At 60.4% G+C, this 18715-nt stretch carries 18 protein-coding genes and 5 tRNA genes; 13 read left to right on the top strand and 10 right to left on the bottom strand.

Annotated elements, in window-relative coordinates:
• Window positions 1-10: 10 nt before the first annotated feature.
• The 3 genes from htpX to BLS60_RS17445 all read right to left on the bottom strand — a co-directional run bounded on the left by htpX (window position 11) and on the right by BLS60_RS17445 (window position 2856).
• Window positions 11-883 carry a protease HtpX gene (gene htpX, locus BLS60_RS17455; protein WP_070883642.1) on the bottom strand — a complete coding sequence of 291 codons (873 nt, stop codon included), beginning with the start codon at window positions 881-883 and terminating at the stop codon, window positions 11-13.
• 227 nt (window positions 884-1110) lie between these two features.
• Entirely contained in the window at window positions 1111-1557 is a 447-nt protein-coding gene (locus BLS60_RS17450) for a hypothetical protein (protein ID WP_092370568.1), read from the bottom strand.
• 87 nt (window positions 1558-1644) lie between these two features.
• Window positions 1645-2856 (bottom strand): pyridoxal phosphate-dependent aminotransferase, encoded by a 1212-nt coding sequence (locus BLS60_RS17445; RefSeq protein ID WP_070883644.1) that lies wholly within the window; start codon window positions 2854-2856, stop codon window positions 1645-1647.
• A 147-nt stretch (window positions 2857-3003) separates the two neighbouring features.
• Between BLS60_RS17445 and msrB the strand changes: the two genes are divergently transcribed.
• The 3 genes from msrB to BLS60_RS17430 all read left to right on the top strand — a co-directional run bounded on the left by msrB (window position 3004) and on the right by BLS60_RS17430 (window position 4448).
• A complete protein-coding gene (gene msrB, locus BLS60_RS17440; RefSeq protein ID WP_092370565.1) occupies window positions 3004-3396 on the top strand; it encodes a peptide-methionine (R)-S-oxide reductase MsrB in 393 nt (130 codons plus the stop codon).
• A gap of 118 nt (window positions 3397-3514) precedes the next feature.
• On the top strand, window positions 3515-4003 hold the full coding sequence (locus BLS60_RS17435) for a glutathione peroxidase (protein WP_092370562.1): 489 nt from the start codon (window positions 3515-3517) through the stop codon (window positions 4001-4003).
• Window position 4004: 1 nt separating this feature from the next.
• On the top strand, window positions 4005-4448 hold the full coding sequence (locus tag BLS60_RS17430) for a MarR family winged helix-turn-helix transcriptional regulator (RefSeq protein ID WP_092370559.1): 444 nt from the start codon (window positions 4005-4007) through the stop codon (window positions 4446-4448).
• A gap of 18 nt (window positions 4449-4466) precedes the next feature.
• On the opposite strand, the gene BLS60_RS17425 is transcribed toward BLS60_RS17430, so the two are convergent.
• The gene (locus BLS60_RS17425; protein WP_092370556.1) at window positions 4467-6776 is read right to left on the bottom strand and encodes a hybrid sensor histidine kinase/response regulator; all 2310 of its coding nucleotides are present in this window, start codon (window positions 6774-6776) and stop codon (window positions 4467-4469) included.
• A gap of 98 nt (window positions 6777-6874) precedes the next feature.
• On the opposite strand from BLS60_RS17425, the gene BLS60_RS17420 reads away from it, so the two are divergent.
• Together BLS60_RS17420 and BLS60_RS17415 are read left to right on the top strand one after the other, a co-directional pair.
• Complete coding sequence (locus BLS60_RS17420) at window positions 6875-7765, top strand: ATP-binding protein (RefSeq protein ID WP_070883649.1); 891 nt, start codon at window positions 6875-6877, stop codon at window positions 7763-7765.
• Entirely contained in the window at window positions 7762-8259 is a 498-nt protein-coding gene (locus tag BLS60_RS17415) for a GAF domain-containing protein (RefSeq protein WP_092370553.1), read from the top strand. The genes BLS60_RS17420 and BLS60_RS17415 overlap by 4 nt, the downstream gene beginning before the upstream one ends.
• Here the strand turns inward: BLS60_RS17415 and BLS60_RS17410 are convergent.
• A complete protein-coding gene (locus BLS60_RS17410; RefSeq protein ID WP_092370550.1) occupies window positions 8248-9018 on the bottom strand; it encodes a hypothetical protein in 771 nt (256 codons plus the stop codon). The genes BLS60_RS17415 and BLS60_RS17410 overlap by 12 nt on opposite strands.
• A 309-nt stretch (window positions 9019-9327) precedes the next feature.
• Between BLS60_RS17410 and BLS60_RS17405 the strand changes: the two genes are divergently transcribed.
• The 4 genes from BLS60_RS17405 to BLS60_RS17390 all read left to right on the top strand — a co-directional run bounded on the left by BLS60_RS17405 (window position 9328) and on the right by BLS60_RS17390 (window position 9704).
• Window positions 9328-9403: transfer RNA gene (locus BLS60_RS17405), tRNA-Glu, on the top strand.
• Between the two features lie 13 nt (window positions 9404-9416).
• Window positions 9417-9492 (top strand) — tRNA-Gly (locus tag BLS60_RS17400).
• A 47-nt stretch (window positions 9493-9539) separates the two neighbouring features.
• A tRNA-Glu gene (locus tag BLS60_RS17395) sits at window positions 9540-9615 on the top strand.
• A 13-nt stretch (window positions 9616-9628) separates the two neighbouring features.
• A tRNA-Gly gene (locus BLS60_RS17390) sits at window positions 9629-9704 on the top strand.
• 106 nt (window positions 9705-9810) lie between these two features.
• Here BLS60_RS17390 and BLS60_RS17385 read toward each other — a convergent pair.
• Window positions 9811-10221: a PA2817 family protein gene (locus tag BLS60_RS17385; protein ID WP_070883652.1), complete on the bottom strand. Its 411-nt coding sequence runs from the start codon at window positions 10219-10221 to the stop codon at window positions 9811-9813.
• Window positions 10222-10295: 74 nt separating this feature from the next.
• Entirely contained in the window at window positions 10296-12743 is a 2448-nt protein-coding gene (locus BLS60_RS17380) for an acyl-CoA dehydrogenase (protein WP_092370547.1), read from the bottom strand.
• 329 nt (window positions 12744-13072) lie between these two features.
• On the opposite strand from BLS60_RS17380, the gene BLS60_RS17375 reads away from it, so the two are divergent.
• From BLS60_RS17375 to BLS60_RS17365, 3 genes are all read left to right on the top strand, one after another.
• The gene (locus BLS60_RS17375; RefSeq protein ID WP_070883654.1) at window positions 13073-13693 is read left to right on the top strand and encodes a glutathione S-transferase; all 621 of its coding nucleotides are present in this window, start codon (window positions 13073-13075) and stop codon (window positions 13691-13693) included.
• Between the two features lie 72 nt (window positions 13694-13765).
• The gene (locus BLS60_RS17370) at window positions 13766-14698 is read left to right on the top strand and encodes an ABC transporter ATP-binding protein (protein ID WP_070883655.1); all 933 of its coding nucleotides are present in this window, start codon (window positions 13766-13768) and stop codon (window positions 14696-14698) included.
• Complete coding sequence (locus BLS60_RS17365) at window positions 14695-15483, top strand: ABC transporter permease (RefSeq protein WP_092370544.1); 789 nt, start codon at window positions 14695-14697, stop codon at window positions 15481-15483. The genes BLS60_RS17370 and BLS60_RS17365 overlap by 4 nt, the downstream gene beginning before the upstream one ends.
• Window positions 15484-15638: 155 nt before the next feature.
• Here BLS60_RS17365 and BLS60_RS17360 read toward each other — a convergent pair whose 3' ends face one another.
• From BLS60_RS17360 to BLS60_RS17350, 3 genes are all read right to left on the bottom strand, one after another.
• Window positions 15639-16610 (bottom strand): magnesium and cobalt transport protein CorA, encoded by a 972-nt coding sequence (locus BLS60_RS17360; protein WP_070883657.1) that lies wholly within the window; start codon window positions 16608-16610, stop codon window positions 15639-15641.
• Between the two features lie 67 nt (window positions 16611-16677).
• Complete coding sequence (locus BLS60_RS17355) at window positions 16678-17400, bottom strand: lysophospholipid acyltransferase family protein (RefSeq protein WP_092370541.1); 723 nt, start codon at window positions 17398-17400, stop codon at window positions 16678-16680.
• 107 nt (window positions 17401-17507) lie between these two features.
• A complete protein-coding gene (locus tag BLS60_RS17350) occupies window positions 17508-18197 on the bottom strand; it encodes a crotonase/enoyl-CoA hydratase family protein (protein ID WP_092370538.1) in 690 nt (229 codons plus the stop codon).
• A gap of 338 nt (window positions 18198-18535) precedes the next feature.
• Here BLS60_RS17350 and BLS60_RS17345 point away from each other — a divergent pair.
• A tRNA-Ser gene (locus tag BLS60_RS17345) sits at window positions 18536-18625 on the top strand.
• Window positions 18626-18715 lie beyond the last annotated feature (90 nt).

The raw sequence follows: 18715 nt of genomic DNA, 5'->3' as shown, positions 1-18715 counted from the left end.
TGTGTCGCAATCAGCCCAGGCGGCGCAGGGCTTCGATGCGGTCTTCCAGTTTAGGGTGGGTCATCAGCAGGCCGGCCAGGCCATTCTTCAGACCGCCGTTGATGCCAAAGGCCGTCAGGCTATCGGGCATTTGCACTGGAACACCCTGTTCGGCGCGCAGGCGTTGCAGCGCAGCGATCATCGCGCCGGTACCGGCGAGGCGAGCACCGGCCTCATCGGCCTTGTATTCGCGTTTGCGCGAGAACCACATGACGATGATGCTGGCGAGGATGCCCAGTACCAGTTCGGCAAAGATGGTCGCCACGAAATAACCAATGCCATGGCCACCTTCGTTCTTCAGGATCGCCTTGTCGACGAAGTTGCCGAAAATGCGCGCGAAGAACATCACGAAGGTGTTCACCACGCCCTGGATGAGCGCCAGGGTGACCATGTCGCCATTGGCCACGTGGCCGATTTCGTGAGCCAGTACGGCTTTCACCTCATCGGGCGAGAAACGCTCGAGCAGGCCCTGGCTGACGGCGACCAGCGCGTCGTTCTTGTTCCAGCCGGTGGCGAACGCGTTGGACTCGTAGGCCGGGAAGATACCCACTTCCGGCATCTTGATACCGGCGTCGCGGGACAGCTGCTCGACAGTCTGCAGCAGCCACTGTTCATGGCGCGTACGCGGTTGGGTGATGATCTCGGTGCCGGTGCTCATCTTCGCCATCCACTTGGACAGGAAGAGCGAGATCAGCGAGCCGGCAAAACCAAAGACGGCGCAGAAAATCAGCAGGCTGCCGTGGTTCTGGCCGGTAAAGCGATCAACCCCCAGCAGTTTGAGGGTGATGCTGGCGATAACCAGTACCGCCAGGTTGGTGGCCAGGAACAACATAATGCGCATCATGGTGTGAAACGACTCCTCACGGGAAAGACAGGCTCAATACGGCGGCTATATAAGGGCTCGGCCTGTGGCTATTCAACCAAGTGACTATTTCAAACTGTGTCGCCTGGCCGCGGCCTGGAAGCCCGGCGCAGTGTGGCGACAAGTGCTTAGATGGGGTTTCTGCAGTTTATTTCAATCCGGGCCGAGAAATACCGCGGATATTGCGGGCTGGCGCTATACGCAGATGACTAGGGGCGGGGCTCTGCAGGGCGATGTTCGAACAGCTGACGGGTCAGTCGTGCAATCCGTTCACCATGTTGCTGAGCGAGTGCTTCACGCAATTGAAAGGCTAGCGTGGCCTGCACGCGGCTCACCGCCGGTGGGGGGGCTTCGCCGTCCGACAGGGCACGGGGGACGCTGCGTGACAGGCGCAGGAAACCCTTTTCACTCAACACTGCCTGATCCACCGCGTCATAGCCGATAGTGGACTCGTAGCGCAGGTAGCCTTCTTCCGCAAGCCACAGCAGAGTCCCGAGGCAGGCCTGGTGGCGTTTGCTGGGAAGGCCGAACTCGTCCGGCTCTTCGCGACCGATCAGGTCCTCCACGTACAGTGCAGCCTTGCGCGGGAATACCTGATACAGCGCCAGCAAACCGCTGGCCGCATCCTTGTAGAAGTCGTCTATCTGCAGGTCCATAAGGTCGGTCTGATGGCTATGGCATGGAGGGGTAGGCAAACGTTCTGCTCACGAGCGCCCTGGTGGGCGTTCGTGAGGCTGGTATCGTTATTGACGGTAGGTCTTGAGGAAGTTGCCGATGCGGCCGATGGCCTGCTCGAGATCATCGACGCGGGGCAGGGTGACGACCCGGAAATGATCCGGCCACGGCCAGTTGAACGCCGTGCCTTGAACCACCAGCAGCTTCTCGGAGAGCAGCAGATCGAGCACGAACTTCTCGTCGTTGTGGATCGGGCAGATTTTCGGGTCGATCTTCGGGAACGCGTACAGCGCGCCCATCGGCTTGACGCAGCTGACGCCGGGAATGTCGTTGAGCAGCTCCCAGGTACGGTTGCGCTGTTCCAGCAAGCGGCCTTGCGGCAATACCAGGTCGTTGATGCTCTGGTAGCCGCCCAGCGCAGTCTGGATCGCGTGCTGGCTGGGCACGTTGGCGCACAGGCGCATGTTGGCGAGGATGTCGATGCCCTCGATATAGCTCTTGGCCCGATGCTTGGGACCGGAAATGATCACCCAGCCGGAGCGGAAGCCCGCCACGCGGTAAGACTTCGACAACCCGTTGAAAGTCAGGCAGAGCACGTCCGGGGCCAGGGAGGCGGTAGAAATGTGCTGGGCTTCGTCGTAGAGAATCTTGTCGTAGATTTCGTCCGAGAAAATCACCAGATTGTGCTGGCGCGCCAGGTCGACGATGTCCTGCAGCACTTCACGCGAATACACCGCGCCGGTCGGGTTGTTCGGGTTGATCAGCACCAGCGCCTTGGTGTTCGGGGTGATCTTGGCGCGCATGTCGGCGATGTCCGGGAACCAGCCGGCCTGCTCGTCGCACAGGTAGTGCACCGGGCTGCCGCCAGACAGCGCCACCGATGCAGTCCACAGCGGATAGTCCGGAGCCGGGATCAGTACTTCATCGCCATTGTTGAGCAGCGCCTGCATGGCCATGACGATCAGCTCGGAAACGCCGTTGCCGAGGTAGATGTCCTCGATGCTGACGCCTTCGATCTGTTTCTGCTGGCAGTACTGCATGACTGCCTTGCGGGCGCTGAACAGCCCCTTCGAATCGCTGTAGCCCTGGGCGGTAGGCAGGTTGCGGATCACGTCCTGAAGGATTTCTTCGGGCGCCTCGAAGCCGAACGGTGCCGGGTTGCCGATGTTCAGCTTGAGGATGCGCTGGCCTTCCTCTTCCAGACGCTTGGCGTGCTTGAGCACAGGGCCGCGAATGTCGTAGCAGACGTTGGCGAGCTTGTTGGATTTGCTGACCTGCATGATGAAGAATCCCGAATCGAAGAGGTGCGGCGTTCAGCGGGCCGAGGCGGCGGCGAGCCGTTGCGGGTTGAGGTGTCGAATCATACGTGTCAGCCTGAGTCGGGCAAAGGTACAGATAAGGCTTTTTTATCCTGAGGAGGACGGCCTGTGAGCAAGCTCGAAAAACCACTGGAAACCTGGCGTGAGGAGTTGTCGGACACGCAGTTCAACGTCTGTCGGCTGGGCGGCACGGAGCGGCCCTTCACTGGCGAGTATCACGACAGCAAGGAACCGGGCGTCTACCAGTGCGTGTGCTGCGGCACCCCATTGTTCGATTCCGACGCCAAGTTCGATTCCGGCTGTGGCTGGCCGAGTTACTTCCAGCCACTCAATGCCGAGGTAATTACCGAGTTGGAAGACTTCAGCCACGGCATGCACCGTATCGAAGTGCGCTGCTCGAATTGCGATGCGCACCTCGGGCACGTCTTTCCCGACGGCCCGCGGCCATCCGGGCTGCGCTATTGCATCAACTCGGTGTCGCTCAAGCATGTGCCTCGCTAGCGCTAGAACCAGATGATCAACGGCCCGCTGATAGCGGGCCTTATTTTTATGCAATTAAATTGTGTGCAATTTAATTGCTGACTATTCTTGCCATTCATTTTCAAGCGAGTTCTGCACCATGAGTCATGACCTGCTGGCGATACCCTGCGCGATGATCAGCGGCGAGCGCAAAACCCTGGGCGACTTTGGCGCCAAGGCGATTCTGGTCGTCAACACGGCCAGCCAATGCGGCTTTACACCCCAGTACGAGGGGCTGGAGAGTCTCTGGAAGCGATACGCGGACAAGGGGTTGGTGGTGCTGGGCTTTCCCTGCAACCAGTTCGGCAAGCAGGAGCCCGGTGACGAGAAAGCCATCTCCAGTTTTTGCGAGCTGAACTTCGGTGTGAGTTTTCCGCTGTTTCGCAAGGTCGAGGTGAATGGTGATGCTGCGCACCCGCTGTACGTGCATCTCAAGCGAGAGGCCCCCGGTTTGCTGGGCACCCAGCGCATCAAGTGGAATTTCACCAAGTTCCTGATCAGTGGCGATGGCCGCCAGGTTACCCGCTATGCGCCGACCACCAAGCCTCAAGCGTTGAGCGCTGCCATCGAAGCACTGCTGGATAGCTGAAATGAAGCTCGATCAGCAGCTGTGCTTCAAGCTGTATGCCGCTTCGCGCACGGTAGTGCGAGCCTACAAGCCAATGCTCGACCGGCTCGGGCTGACCTACCCGCAATACCTGGTCATGCTGGTGCTCTGGGAGTGGCACGACGTGGCTCCCGAGCAGCCGACGGTGAAAGCGTTGGGCGAGCGCCTGATGCTCGACTCCGGCACGCTCACGCCGTTGCTCAAGCGGTTGCAACAGGCTGGTCTGGTTCAGCGGCAGCGCAGCACGCAAGACGAGCGTGAGGTGCACCTGAGTCTCACTGCAGCCGGCCGGCAACTGAGCGAGCAGGTGCCAGCCCTGAAGCGTGAGTTGCTGTGCGAGCACGATGTGGAGGCCCAAGCGCTGGCGCCTCTCCATGGCCAACTCGATCAGCTCCTGCAGCGTATGGGCCGCTTGCCGGCGTTTTGAAAGCCGGCATTTCACGCCCTAGGTGGGTAGCCACTGATCGACCAGAGCGAGCAACTCTTCGCGGCGGAACGGCTTCGCCAGGTAGTCGTTCATGCCTGCCGCAAGGCAGCGTTCGCGTTCTTCGGAGAGTGCGTTGGCGGTGAGCGCAATGATCGGCAGGTGCTGCCATGTTGGATTGTCGCGAATCCGACGGCTGGCTTCATAACCGTCCATGACCGGCATGTTGCAATCCATGAGCACCAGATCAAAGTTCTCTTCGTGCAGGCGCTCCAATGCCTGTTCGCCATTGTTGGCCAGTACGACCTGCATGCCGTGTTTGCCGAGCATGCCTTTGGCTACCAGTTGATTGACCGGATTGTCCTCGACCAGCAGTACGCGAGCCTGCTTGTGCGGCGCTGCGACACCGACCTGCGCACTGGCGAGGCGCTCCTCCGGCTGCTGCAGCGCATGGTTGAGCGCTTGCAGCAGGTGCTGGCGAGTAAGAGGCCGGGCGACCTGTTCCAGGGGAGCAAGGAGCCTGGCCTGCTCGGCGTCGAGAAAACTGCCGTAAGCCGTCACCAGGATGGTCGGTGCGGCAGTTTGTTTGCGCAGGCGCGCCATGCAGCTCGGACAATCGCTGATCAGCACGTCGAAATCGCTGTCGTCGGCTTGCTCGGCGCTATCCAGGCGCTGGTAATCCAGGCCCCAGCTACCGATCAGCTGCGGTAGCAGTTCGGCCAGGCCGGTGCCAGCGCCGCAGATAGCCAGTATCCGCCCGGTCAATTGCGGTGGCGTGATTGCCGGCTGCAGGCTCGGTAGCGGCAGCAGTGCAATGAAGCGGCTGCCGCTGCCTGGGGTCGACGACAGTTGCAACTGGCCCTGCATGGCCTCACACAGACGGCGCGTCAGCGCGAGGCCCAGCCCGGTGCCGCCAAACTGGCGGGTAATGTCCGCTGCCGCCTGGGTGAATGGCTGAAAGATGCGTGCCTGAGCGTCCTCGGCGATGCCGATACCGGTATCGCAGACTTCGATACGCACCTTGCCCGCGGTGGTGCTGACGCGGATATCGACCCGACCTTCGCGGGTGAACTTCAAGGCGTTGGAGAGCAGATTGCTGACGATCTGCCGTACCCGAGTCGGATCGCCGAGTACCTGGGCCGGGAGCTGCGGATCGATCAGGCAGGTCAGCTCCACGCCGGGCAAGGCGTTCTGCGACAGCAGGCTGGCAGTGCCTTCGACGAGTGTGCCGAGGTCGAAGGCAATGTTTTCCAGTTCCAGTTGACCCGCTTCGAATTTCGACAGATCAAGGATGTCGTTGAGCAGGTCGACCAGCACCTTTCCAGAGTCATGGGCGATCGACAGCTGCTGACGCTGTTCGCTGTTCAGCGGGCCCTCCAGCGATAGCGCCAGCATGCCCAGCAGGCCATTGAGCGGCGTGCGGATCTCATGGCTCATATTGGCCAGGAAGATGGAGCGTGCGTGGGCCATGGCCAGAGCATTGTGACGGGCCTGTTCGAGCTCCTCATTGGAGCGACTGAGCCTGCTGTTGGCCGCCTTGAGCTCCATCGTGCGGGCAGAAACGATCGCCTCCAGCTCGCCGAGGTAGTCGGTCAGCCGGTCTTCGGCATTGCGCCGGTGCTCGATCTCGGTGGAGATGCTGGCGAGCTGGCGGTTGGCAACGTCCACCAGTACGCCTATCTCGTCGTGCTCATGGCCCGGCGGGCAGGGCAGGCGCTTGCGGTCGGGGGTGCGCAGGTCGCGGCCAGCCAGCGCCTGGATCACCTCACTGAGCGGCTTGGTCAGCATGAAGTAGAACAGCACCAACAGGACGACCGAGAGCAACAGACTGCGCGCAAAGCCATTGATCAGGGTGAGCATCGAGCGCTTGATGAAATTGCTGCCGAACGCGTAGGTGTCGATATCGAGTTGCAGCGAGCCTAGCTGCTCGTCAGGCGCATGCTCGACCGACAGACGAGTTTCGAAATGGCGGCTGCTGCCAAATAGGAAGTCGCTGAGGATTCGATAGCGGCTCTCGGTCGGTGACTGCGAAGTGCTGGCCAGGGTATCGCCATTGTTGTCGACGATGCGTGCGCCGATTACCGCGGGCGCGCGTCGCAGCCCGGCGACCAGTTCCTGGGCCAGTTCGGCGTCGATGTTGTAGGCAATGCGAGCGGCGGGGTTGTGGCTGATGTCCATCAGCGCGCGAATCTCACGGTTGATGGCGGCGTCTTCGCTGGCATAATCGACGCCTATCTGCACCAGGCTGAGCAGTGCGCCGATGATGAACGCCACCAGAACGGTGAGGCCAGCCTGTTTGAATGACAGCCGCTGTGTCAGTGGAATTTCCATAAGGCGCTGTCTCGTTCCATTCGCTGCCCAAGCATAGTCGATATGGCCTGCTTTTCGGCACTCCCGACTCACTTACTGATCGATTCGAGGACCTGACCGTGGATTCCCGTTTGCTTGATTTTCTGCAGCGCGCCGACAGCGTGCTGACGCGCCTGGAGCCCCTGCTGCCAGCAATGCGCGAGCCGCTCGACTGGGAGCACAGCCTGGCCGCGCGCTGGCAGCGCGAGGGGCGCGGCGGTTATTTGCAGCCATTGAAGGTCAGCCTGGACATGAGCTTGAGCGACCTGATCGGTGTCGACACCCAGTGCGAGCAACTGGCGCGCAACACCCGCCAGTTCGTGCAGGGCATGCCGGCCAACCACGCGCTGCTGTGGGGCGCGCGGGGCACTGGTAAGTCGTCGCTGGTACGCGCCTTGTTGGCTGAGCATGCCGGTGCTGGTTTGCGCCTGATCGAGATCGAACGCGATCACCTGGCGGATTTGCCGCGTGTGGTCGAGCAACTGCTGAATCTGCCGCAACGCTTCATCCTGTTCTGCGATGACTTGTCGTTTGAAGCCGGCGAGGGCGATTACCGGGTGCTCAAGAGTGTGCTCGACGGTTCGCTGGAACGTTCCCCGGAAAACGTGCTGTTGTACGCCACATCGAACCGTCGCCACCTGGTGCCGGAGCGCGAGAGTGACAATGCCAATACCAAGATGGTTGACGGCGAGCTGCACCCCAACGAGGCCGTTGAGGACAAGATTGCGCTCTCGGATCGCTTTGGTTTGTGGTTGTCCTTCTACCCCTTCACCCAGCAGCACTATCTGGATGTAGTGCGCCACTGGATTGAAGTGCAAGCCGCAGAGACTGGCCTGCAATGGCAGTGGAGCGAAGAACTCGAGAAGCTTGCGGTGCGCTGGGCGACCGGCCGTGGCAACCGTAATGGACGTTGTGCCTATCAGTTCGCCCGTCAGTGGGTGGGCCTGCAATTGTTGGAGGTGTCGCGATGATCGACCTGAGTGAAAGCGGTGCCGGCCTGGACGGTTACCCATTGATGGCTGCGCAGCTGGAGGCCCTGTTGTCTGGCGAGCGAGATTTCATCGCCAACGCCGCGCAGTTCAGCGCGTTCGTTTTTCATGAGCTGGAAGGCCTCAACTGGGCCGGGTTCTATCTGGTCAAGGACGGTGAACTGGTGCTGGGGCCGTTCCAGGGCAAGGTCGCCTGTGTGCGCATTCCGTTTGAGCGCGGTGTGTGCGGCGCGGCGGCGGCATCCCGACAGACCCAGCGCGTTGAAGATGTGCACGCGTTTGCCGGGCATATCGCCTGCGACAGTGCGTCCAACAGCGAGCTCGTCATCCCGCTTATCAAGGATGACTGCCTGATCGGTGTGCTGGATTTGGACAGCCCGCACATAGGCCGCTTCACCGAAGCCGATCAGCAAGGCATCGAACGCCTGGCGGCGATTCTGCTGCAGGCCAGTGACTGCCAAGCGTCAGTCGTATAGCGCTTTTTTCTTCCAGTCCCCGTCGTCACTCAGCGACTTCAGTCCCTCATTGAGCTCGCTGGGTTCTTCACCGCTTGGCTTATCCGGATTGACCAGCATGGCGTTGACCTGCGCCAGTTGCTGCTCGAACTGGGCCAGTTGAGCCTGGTAACGCGCGGTGTCGCTCTGTTTCTGCAGAAATTGCACGGCGCGCTCCAGGGCAAGCCGTGCATGGCCGGTTTGCTGTTGCTGCAACGCCTGTCGGGCCTGGTTGCCATACAGCTCTATATAAAGCTGAGCGAGCATGTGACGTATGCTCTGTACCCACTGCTTGGCCTCATCGACCGGCAGCACGCCTGTCTGCGCAGCTTTGGTAATCTGGCCGTGTAGCGCTTCCAGCTGTGCGCGCACCTGCTGAGCCCGTGCGTCATCGGTGACCGGGAAGGGTGCATTGCGAACCGGAATGGCATCACCCAGGGCAATGTTCTTGCGCAATTCTTGGACCATGGCTCCACAGGCAGCGTCGTGCTTATCGGCTTCCAGCATGCGTTCGGCGGCTTGCAGCTGCAGGCTGCTGAGTAGCAGCTTGAGCTGCGGCGTCATCATCTGTCCGGCAAGTTGCTCATTGATGTCGGCTACACGCCGATAGCGTTCGGCGAGATCAGCCTTGAGCCGAGATTTCTTGCGCTTGTTGCGTTCGGCCAGCTGATTCAGATACGCAATGAGCACCAGCAGGGTGATGCCGCCGATTATCGCCATGGTGATCACGAGCGAGGACATCGTTATAAACCTCTATAGCGCTGTTTTCTTACGAGTGTAGTGTTTAGTTGAGTCGGCTCCTAGCGGCGTTTCCATATCATTGTGCCGGCACTGCCTTGGCTGGCCGCTGTTTTGCTCGGGTTGTGACCGCGTGCACTGTTTAGGTGGGTTTTCAGCACTGCTGGCGAGGCGCAGAAATCCTGGTGAAGTCGTTGATTTTAAAAAATTTAATTTGAGAGGTTGACGACTGTTGAAAGGCTCCATAGAATGCGCGCCACTTCCAAGGGAATGCCGAAAGGCACAGCGAGGAAGCCGGAAATTCCGGGCAACGTCCCCTTCGTCTAGTGGCCTAGGACACCGCCCTTTCACGGCGGTAACAGGGGTTCGAGTCCCCTAGGGGACGCCAATTTGTTGTAAATGCGGGAATAGCTCAGTTGGTAGAGCACGACCTTGCCAAGGTCGGGGTCGCGAGTTCGAGTCTCGTTTCCCGCTCCAGATTCTAGATTCAGCTTGGCGGCTGAATCGTTGAAAAAAAGTTCCAGGTCCCCTTCGTCTAGTGGCCTAGGACACCGCCCTTTCACGGCGGTAACAGGGGTTCGAGTCCCCTAGGGGACGCCAATTTGTTGTAAATGCGGGAATAGCTCAGTTGGTAGAGCACGACCTTGCCAAGGTCGGGGTCGCGAGTTCGAGTCTCGTTTCCCGCTCCAAATAAACGAAAACGCCGCTCAATGAGCGGCGTTTTCGTTTCTGCGTTTTGGTGTATCGAGGCCCGCCAGCATCTAACAGTGCTGGTGGGCTTTTTTTGCGCCGGTGTCAGTGGCGGCTACTTGGCGCGGGCATGGCCAGCAGTTGTTTTTCCTGATTCCAGTCGAACGGCTCGTCGTTTTCTTCGGCATAGAAACGGCGTTCGTCGAGTTGCTGGTACAACTCGATTTCTTCATCCGGCATGAAGTGCAGGCAATCGCCGCCGAAGAACCACAGCAGGTCGCGTGGCACCAGATGGGCAATCTGTGGGTAGCGCTGGAAGATCTGGCTGATCAGATCCTGGCCCAGGTACTGGCTGCTCTCAAAGTCGACTGGTAGCTCGGCGAGCAACTCGTCGTAACGCTCGAGAAAGTTGGCATGGCTGTCATCGAGAATCTGCTCGGCTTCGCCCAGGGCGACCAGGATGGTGCGCAGGTGGTTGAGCAGCGCGATGTGGTGATCGAGATGGGTGGTGGCCATGACGGTGATCCTGAAAGTAAAACGGGCGCCGGAGTATAAAGTCCACGGCGCCCGCTGTCGTGCCTGGGGCGCGACTACCTTACTTTGCCCTCGCTGGGCAGCAGCTCTTCCTTGCTGAAGTCGTCGACATCGATCACCACGCGGCGAGCGGTTTCAGCGCGCTGCAATTGCTCGCCTTCGTCGACGGTCAGCACGCCTGCAGCGACAGCCGTTTCGATTTCGCTCTGCCCAGGGGTTTCGCGAACCTGTCCGGCCTTCACTGCTTTATGCAGTTTCTTCTGCAGTGGCTGAACCTCTTGCAGCAAATTGAGGGCATGCTGCAAGGCACCTACCGGATCATCGGTCGAAGTCGGGCGGAAGCAGCCTTCCAGCAGTTCTTCCAGTGCTGGATCGCCGGCATTGCGGCCGATAATCGCAGCCACCTGCGCGTCGAGGTGGTCATCCGTTCCCTGGTGGCGACGGCCGAACGGGAATACTAGGACGCGCAACGCGCTGCCCAAGAAGCGGTTGGGAAAGTTGCTGAGCAGGTTGTCGATGGCCGTCTCGGCTTTGCCCAGGCTTTCTTCCATTGCCCAATGCAGCAGCGGGCGCACGTGCTCGGGATAATCCTGATCGTGGTAACGCTTGAGCGCTGCCGAGGCCAGGTACAAGTGGCTGAGGACATCACCCAGGCGCGCCGACAGGCGCTCGCGACGCTTCAACTCGCCGCCCAGCAGCATCATGCTGAGGTCGGCAAGCATGGCGAACGCCGCACTGAGGCGATTCAGGGCACGGAAGTAGGGGCGGCTGATCCGGTCACCTGGCACCTTGCCGAGCATGCCCAGGCTCAGGCTGAGAATCAGCGTGCTGGCCGCGTTGCTGACGGCGAAGCCTATGTGCTGCATCAGCAGGTCATCGAACTCCAGCAGCGCCTGGTCACGATCCTCACGATTCGCCAGGGCCATTTCCTTGAGTACATAGGGATGGCAGCGGATCGCCCCCTGACCGAAGATCATCAGGTTGCGAGAGAGGATATTGGCGCCTTCGACCGTAATGAAGATCGGCGCGCCTTGCCACGAGCGGCCCAGGTAGTTGCTCGGGCCCATGATGATGCCCTTGCCGCCGTGCACGTCCATGGCGTGAGTGATGCACTCGCGGCCACGCTCGGTGAGGTGGTACTTGAGGATCGCCGAGAGGACAGAAGGCTTCTCGCCCAGATCCACCGCATTCGCGGTGAGAATGCGTGCGCTGTCCATCAGCCAGGCGTTGCCGCCGATGCGTGCCAGTGCTTCCTGAATACCTTCGAAGGCTGACAGTGGCACATTGAACTGCTCGCGTACCTGACTGTACTGGCCGGTGACCAGGCTGGTGTATTTAGCCGCGCCGGTGCCGACGGCAGGCAGGGAGATGGAGCGACCTACCGACAGGCAGTTCATCAGCATCATCCAGCCCTTGCCGAGGTACTCCGGCCCGCCGATCAGGTACTCCAGCGGCACGAAGACATCCTTGCCGGAGTTGGGGCCGTTCATGAACGCGGCGCCCAGCGGAAGGTGGCGACGGCCGATTTCCACCCCTTGGGTGTCGGTGGGGATCAGCGCAAGGCTGATGCCCAATTCTTCCTTGTCACCCAGCAAGTGATCCGGGTCGTAGGCCTTGAAGGCCACGCCCAGCAAGGTCGCCACCGGGCCAAGGGTGATGTAGCGTTTTTCCCAGTTAAGGCGCAGGCCGATGACTTCTTCGCCATTCCACTGGCCCTTGCAGATCACGCCGCTGTCCGGCATGGCACCGGCGTCGGAGCCAGCGAGTGGGCCGGTCAACGCAAAGCAGGGAATGTCATCGCCACGCGCGAGGCGCGGCAGATAGTGGTTGCGCTGCTCTTCGGTGCCGTAATGCAGCAGCAGTTCGGCCGGTCCGAGCGAGTTGGGCACCATCACGGTGGAGGCGAGGTCACCGCTGCGGGTGGCCAGCTTCATCGCCACCTGGGAGTGGGCGTAGGCAGAAAAGCCCTTGCCGCCGTATTCCTTGGGAATGATCAGGGCGAAGAAACCATGTTGCTTGATGTGCGCCCAGGCTTCGGGCGGCAGATCCATACGCTGACCGATCTCCCACTCGCTGACCATTGCGCACAGCTCTTCGGTAGGACCGTCGATGAACGCCTGTTCTTCGGCTGTCAGCTTGGCCTTGGGATAGGCTAGGAGCTTGTCCCAGTCGGGGCGGCCACTGAATAGTTCGCCGTCCCACCATACGGTGCCTGCTTCGATAGCATCCTTCTCAGTGGCCGACATCGGCGGCAGCACTTTCTGGAACCAGGCGAACAGCGGTGCGGTGAAGTGCTTGCGGCGCAATTCTGGCAGCGCAAGTGGCACGGCAACAGCCAGCCAGAGCAGCCAGAAGACCACCATCAGCCAGCCCGGTGCGTGGCTGTAGGCGCCCATGACGAGCAGGTAGACGGCAACGATTGCCAAGGCGGGTAGAGGCGCCGTGCGGCGGTGGGCCAAGTAGGCCGTACCGAGAACCAGAACGAGCAACCAGACAGCGAGCATGCAAAATCCTCCGTGATGGCGATGGCGGAACACCTACCGCCGCCATAATCGTAGTCGGCAACAGCGGAAGCTGCCGACAGGTGCGTAACAGGTCATCTGCAAGGTCACGACCTGCCGCGTTCACGATAGTGACCCTGTGCGAGGCCGCCTAGTTCGGCTAACAAATTGCGTCTGTAGATGACCCGTCAGTCAGTCGGCGAGCGCTATCCGCGGCCCGCCATGAATGGGGTCGATACCGAACATTAACCGCCCCGGCTTCCTTCTTGCCAGCAGAGTGGTAGGGTTGTGCAGCATTTAGGCTGACGGATTTCTGATAAGGACGATTGGCAATGGTGAAAATATGGGGCCGCAAAAACTCCTCGAACGTGCGCAAGGCGTTGTGGTGCGCCGAAGAAGCCGGTGTCGCTTACCATCGGCTTGATGCCGGCGGAGCCTTCGGTCTCGTCGACCAACCGGAGTTTCTGGCGCGCAACCCCAATGGTCTCGTGCCCGTTCTGGAAGATGGCGACCTGTTGCTCTGGGAGTCCAACGCTATTGTCCGTTACCTGGCAGCTGCCTACGCGCCGGGCCAGCTATATCTCGACGATGTTGCGCAGCGAGCAGCAGGGGACAAATGGATGGACTGGACGACGTCCAGCTTTGCTGGCGCTATTCGTGATGTGTTCTGGGGAACCGTGCGTACGCCGGCCGAGCGGCGTGATCCGGCCGTTATCGAAGCATCGCGCCTGCGCTGCATCGAGCTGCTGAAGCTGCCCGAGCGGGCACTGGGCGAGCATGATTATCTGTCCGGCGATGCATTCGCCATGGGCGATATTCCCTTGGGTTGCTTTATCTACGCGTGGTTTGAGATGCCCATCGAGCGCCCGCCGCAGCCTAACCTTGAGGCCTGGTATGCGCGGCTGTGCGAGCGGCCCGCTTACCAGCGTGCAGTGATGACCGAGCTGACCTGACGCGCAATTGCGTTGCAATGTTTGCGCGGCATCCCCCTCTAAACCCTGTCTTTTTATGCGTGTGTATCCTTTATGAGTACTGCTCTGTCGATCCGGCAGCTGACCAAAACCTACGGTAATGGCTTTCAGGCCCTGCACGGCCTCGATCTCGATGTTGCCGAGGGCGATTTCTTCGCCTTGCTCGGCCCTAATGGCGCCGGTAAATCCACCACCATCGGCATCCTCTCTACCCTGGTGAACAAATCCAGCGGCACGGTCAACGTCTTCGGTCATGACCTGGACGCCCAGCCCGCTGCGCTCAAGCGCTGCATTGGCGTGGTGCCGCAGGAATTCAATTTCAACCAGTTCGAGAAGGTCTTCGACATTGTCGTGACCCAGGCTGGCTATTACGGCATCCCGGCGCGCCTGGCCAAAGAGCGTGCCGAGCAATACCTCAACCAGTTGGGCCTGTGGGAGAAGCGCGACGTGGCGTCGCGTGAGCTGTCCGGCGGCATGAAGCGTCGGCTGATGATTGCCCGTGCGCTGGTGCACGAGCCGCGCCTGCTGATTCTCGACGAGCCTACCGCAGGTGTCGATATCGAGCTGCGCCGTTCGATGTGGAGTTTTCTCACCGGCCTCAATGAGCAAGGCATCACCATCATCCTGACCACTCACTACCTTGAGGAGGCCGAGCAGCTGTGCCGCAACATCGGCATCATCGATCACGGGCGGATCGTCGAGAACACCAGCATGAAGTCGCTGCTCGGTAAGTTGCACGTGGAGACGTTCCTGCTCGACCTTAAAGAAAACCTGACGGCGGTGCCTGAACTACCCGGTTATCCAGCCACGCTAGTCGATGCGCACACCCTGGAAGTGCAGGTGGACAAGAGCCTGGGCGTCACCGAGCTGTTCCGGCAGCTGGCGGTGCGCAATATCGAGGTGCTCAGCCTGCGTAACAAGAGCAACCGCCTGGAGGAGCTGTTCGTGTCACTGGTCGAGAAGAATCTGTCGAAGGTAGCCGTATGAGTCACGAGCAATCTGAATTCGGTGCCAATCTGGTGGCACTACGCACCATCGTCTACCGCGAAGTCCGACGCTTCATGCGCATCTGGCCGCAGACATTACTGCCCCCGGCGATCACCATGGTCCTGTACTTCGTGATCTTCGGGAATCTGATCGGCAGGCAGATCGGCGACATGGACGGCTTTACCTACATGGAGTACATCGTGCCGGGGCTGATCATGATGTCGGTGATCACCAACGCCTACGGCAATGTGGTGTCGAGCTTCTTCGGCAGCAAATTCCAACGTTCAGTGGAAGAGCTGATGGTCTCGCCAGTGTCACCGCACACCATCCTCATCGGCTACGTGACGGGCGGCGTGCTACGCGGCTTGGCAGTTGGGGTGATCGTGACGATACTCTCGCTGTTCTTCACCCACCTGCAGGTGCATCACCTGGGGCTGACCGTGCTGGTGGTGTTGCTCACGGCGACGATCTTTTCCCTGGGCGGTTTCGTCAACGCGGTGTTCGCGCGCAATTTTGACGACATCTCGATCATCCCGACCTTCGTGCTGACACCGCTGACCTACCTGGGCGGCGTGTTCTATTCGATCACCCTGCTGCCGCCGTTCTGGCAGGCCGTGTCAATGGCCAATCCGGTGCTGCACATGGTCAATGCCTTCCGTTACGGCATTCTTGGCGTGTCGGACATCCGCATCGGCACGGCCATCGGCTTCATGCTGGTCGCCACGGCGGTGCTGTACGTGCTGTGTGTGCGCTTGTTGGTCAGCGGGCGCGGCATGCGTCAGTGAGTGAGGCGAGGTAGGGGCCTTATGCCCGGCCCCAGACCTGCATGAGCGCGCAATTCTAGGAGCGTCGCTCTCGGCGCGAACTGCTGATGAACGCTCATCGCCGGCAAGCCAGCCCCTACGCTCAGCGGCGGTCTTCGGCAGCAACGGATTGCGGACTACAGCCAACCGTAATGCCGGAAGCTGGCATACAGCCCCACGCAGCCTGCGCCGATGAAGCCCAGTACGGCGAAATACCCGTACTGCCAGGTCAGCTCCGGCATGTTATGGAAGTTCATGCCGTAGATGCCCGCTACTGCGGTGGGAAAGGCCAGGATCGCCGCCCAGGCGGCGAACTTGCGCTGCACCACGCTTTGCCGGGACGACTCCAGCAGCAAGCCGATTTCAATGGCGTGGTCAGCCATTTCGCGCAGGTTGGTGAGGTCTTCAAGCAGGCGGTTGACGTGGATGGCGACGTCGCGAAAGTACGGCCGCATGTGCTTGTCGATGAAGGGAAAATCCAGACGCTGCAGTTCTTGGCAGATCTCGGCCAGCGGGCCGATATTGCGACGTAAGCGCAGCAGGTTGCGCCGCAGCAGCTGAATGCGCACCACCTCGGCGTGGCTCAGCGCGCACTCCAGCACGGTCTGTTCCAATTCCTCGAGCTCGGCGTAATAGGTGTCCATCAGCGGGCGGTAGTTTTCGATGATGAAGCTGAGCAGGGCATAGAGCACAAAATCTTCGCCGTGCTCGAGCAGCAGCGGCCGAGCCTCGCAGCGCTGACGAACCTTGGAATAAGAAGCGGATTCACCGTAACGGGCGCTGATGACATAGCCCGTGCCGGCGAATATCTGGGTTTCCACGAAGGTCAGTTCGTCACCCACCTGTACCGGCGAGTAGAGCACCAGAAACAAGGCATCGCCGAATGTCTCCAGCTTGGGCCGGGTGTGGCGTTGCAGCGCGTCTTCCAGCGCCAATTCATGCAGGCTGAACTGCTGCTGCAGGTTGCCGAGTTCCTCGCTGCCCGGATCATGCAGGCCGATCCACACGAAATGATTCGGCTTGCTGGCCCAGTCACGCCCCTCGTCGAGGTGGATATCACTGACCTTGCGGCCCTTGCTATAGACGGCTGCTGCGACGACTTCGCCCATGATTGGCCTCGTGCTCAAGATGGTGCGGGCAGCTTACCCGCTTCCAGCGTTGGCTGCCCTCGGCCCTTCATGCGCCTGCCAGCTCGGCGTCCATCGAATCGATGCACGCCTGCATGCGCGAACGGCAGTTTTCGATCAATTGCGGCACGTCATCGATGCCGAGGCCCGCGGTGGGAATCGCCGGCAGCGAGCGAATCATGACCTTGCCGCTGCTCCAGCTATTGAGGCGCAGGCTGCGTACATAGCTGCTGACGCACACCGGGATGATCGGCACGCCTGCGGCGATGGCCATCTGGAAGGCGCCTTTCTTGAACGGCAGCATGTCGCCGCCGCCGTTGCGCGTACCTTCGGGAAATACCCAGATCGACGTGTTCTCATGCTGCAGGGTGTGGGTGGTTGCCAGCATCGACTGCTTGGCTTTGCGCGCGTTGCCACGATCAATCAGCACATTGCCGGCCAGCCAGTACAGCTGACCAAACAGCGGTACCCACTTCAGACTTTTCTTGCCGATGCTCACCGTGCGGCGCGGCACCACGCAGCCGATGACATACAGGTCATAGTTGGACTGGTGGTTGGCGATGATCACGCAGGGACGGTCGTGCTCGGCGAGGTTGCGGGTGTCCGTATCGACGTTGAGGCGCAGCATGCGCAGTGCCGGCAATGAATAGAAGCGCGCGCACAGGCGGCTGTTATCGGAGTGAAACGGCCGGCACAGGCCCAACAGCAATCCCAGAATGCCTGCGATGACGAAATGCACGCTCATCATCAGCATGCGCAGTACGAAGAGCATGGTTGCGACCTACTCGAAAAGGTCGCGCAGTGTAGGTGTGGGTCAGGATTTGGGCAATTGCCAGGCCATTACCAGTGATTGCCGAGGCCTGGCAGAGCGGCTGGTGCTTACAGGGCGTGCTGCTTGTCCAGTTCAATGGAGCGGTCGAGGGTTTCCAGCAGCGCGGCGCGCACCTTGAGCTTGGTCTTGCGGTGCGCGTTCATGTTGATCTTCTTGAACTGCGCGGCCACCGCGAGCGCCGTCGTCATCAACTGGTCGACAGGGACCACCTTGTCGAGGAAGCCCGCATCCAAAGCGCCTTGCGGATCGAACATCTCGCCGTTGATCACCGAACGATGGAAGGCGGATTTGCGCAGGCGATCACGGGCCAGTTCGATACCCACGTGGTGCATGGTCATGCCGATCTGCACTTCGTTGAGGCCGATGCTGAACGCCCCCTCGACACCGATTCGGTAGTCGCTCGACAGCAGCAGGAATGCGCCCTTGGCGACTGCATGCCCTGGGCAGGCAGCGATGATCGGATACGGGTGAGCGAGCATGCGCCGCGCCAGCGTCGAACCAGCGGCAACCAGGTCGATAGCGTTCTGTGGGCTGGAGGTCATTACCTTGAGGTCATAACCGCCGGAGAGAATGCCCGGCTGTCCAGTCAGCACGACGATGGCCTTGTCTTGCGTGGCACGATCCAGCGCCGCGTTGAAGGCCTCGATCATGGCCGGCGAGATGGCATTCACCTTGCCATTGTTAAGGGTCAGGGTGGCGATGCCATCGTCGAGTTGGTAGCTGATCAGGTCGCTCATGGTCGACTCCTTGTTCTGGAAATGCGGCTGACGTTACGCATCGCGCAGGGTCAGGTAAAGCACGAAGGGTGACCGACAAGTCATGCCTGCCCGTGCCGCACGTGCAAGCTGGTGGAAACCGGCCATTGTCGTACTGTGATGGATCAGGCTGCCTGCCACTGCCGACATTTGCTTGAATGAATTGGCCGCTCAAGGTGCCTCCAGCTCTTCCATCGACGCTGAGGGGGCGATCCTGGCCGGAACTTAACCGCATGAATCTTCTGAAAAAAGTTTTGCCTTTGGCGATACGTTCGATTACATTAGCGCGCCTCGACAGACAGCAATGCCTGGCGAGATCCGGTGAAGTGTCCGAGCGGTTGAAGGAGCACGCCTGGAAAGTGTGTATACGAGAAATCGTATCAAGGGTTCGAATCCCTTCTTCACCGCCACTTTCGAATCAACGCGAACCCCCGTGAATCCTAGCGATTGCGGGGGTTTTGTGTTTCTGGCTGTCGGAACTTAGGGCTTTATTGGGAGTG

Origin of the sequence: Phytopseudomonas seleniipraecipitans (genome assembly GCF_900102335.1) — a bacterium.
GTDB lineage: Bacteria > Pseudomonadota > Gammaproteobacteria > Pseudomonadales > Pseudomonadaceae > Aquipseudomonas > Aquipseudomonas seleniipraecipitans.
The sequence above is the reverse complement of the archived record's forward strand: the minus strand, read 5'-3'. Positions and strand labels throughout refer to the sequence as shown.

Coding starts and splice junctions, on each gene's coding strand:
- BLS60_RS17360 (WP_070883657.1), bottom strand. CDS start 16,610: ATGGGCGAAGTCGTCGCAGCAGCCGTCTATAGCAAGGGCCGCAAGGTC.
- htpX (WP_070883642.1), bottom strand. CDS start 883: ATGATGCGCATTATGTTGTTCCTGGCCACCAACCTGGCGGTACTGGTT.
- BLS60_RS17445 (WP_070883644.1), bottom strand. CDS start 2,856: ATGCAGGTCAGCAAATCCAACAAGCTCGCCAACGTCTGCTACGACATT.
- BLS60_RS17425 (WP_092370556.1), bottom strand. CDS start 6,776: ATGGAAATTCCACTGACACAGCGGCTGTCATTCAAACAGGCTGGCCTC.
- BLS60_RS17380 (WP_092370547.1), bottom strand. CDS start 12,743: ATGCTCGCTGTCTGGTTGCTCGTTCTGGTTCTCGGTACGGCCTACTTG.
- BLS60_RS17450 (WP_092370568.1), bottom strand. CDS start 1,557: ATGGACCTGCAGATAGACGACTTCTACAAGGATGCGGCCAGCGGTTTG.
- BLS60_RS17350 (WP_092370538.1), bottom strand. CDS start 18,197: ATGAGCGACCTGATCAGCTACCAACTCGACGATGGCATCGCCACCCTG.
- BLS60_RS17410 (WP_092370550.1), bottom strand. CDS start 9,018: ATGTCCTCGCTCGTGATCACCATGGCGATAATCGGCGGCATCACCCTG.
- BLS60_RS17415 (WP_092370553.1), top strand. CDS start 7,762: ATGATCGACCTGAGTGAAAGCGGTGCCGGCCTGGACGGTTACCCATTG.
- BLS60_RS17355 (WP_092370541.1), bottom strand. CDS start 17,400: ATGCTCTTCGTACTGCGCATGCTGATGATGAGCGTGCATTTCGTCATC.
- BLS60_RS17365 (WP_092370544.1), top strand. CDS start 14,695: ATGAGTCACGAGCAATCTGAATTCGGTGCCAATCTGGTGGCACTACGC.
- BLS60_RS17370 (WP_070883655.1), top strand. CDS start 13,766: ATGAGTACTGCTCTGTCGATCCGGCAGCTGACCAAAACCTACGGTAAT.
- BLS60_RS17385 (WP_070883652.1), bottom strand. CDS start 10,221: ATGGCCACCACCCATCTCGATCACCACATCGCGCTGCTCAACCACCTG.
- BLS60_RS17375 (WP_070883654.1), top strand. CDS start 13,073: ATGGTGAAAATATGGGGCCGCAAAAACTCCTCGAACGTGCGCAAGGCG.
- BLS60_RS17430 (WP_092370559.1), top strand. CDS start 4,005: ATGAAGCTCGATCAGCAGCTGTGCTTCAAGCTGTATGCCGCTTCGCGC.
- BLS60_RS17435 (WP_092370562.1), top strand. CDS start 3,515: ATGAGTCATGACCTGCTGGCGATACCCTGCGCGATGATCAGCGGCGAG.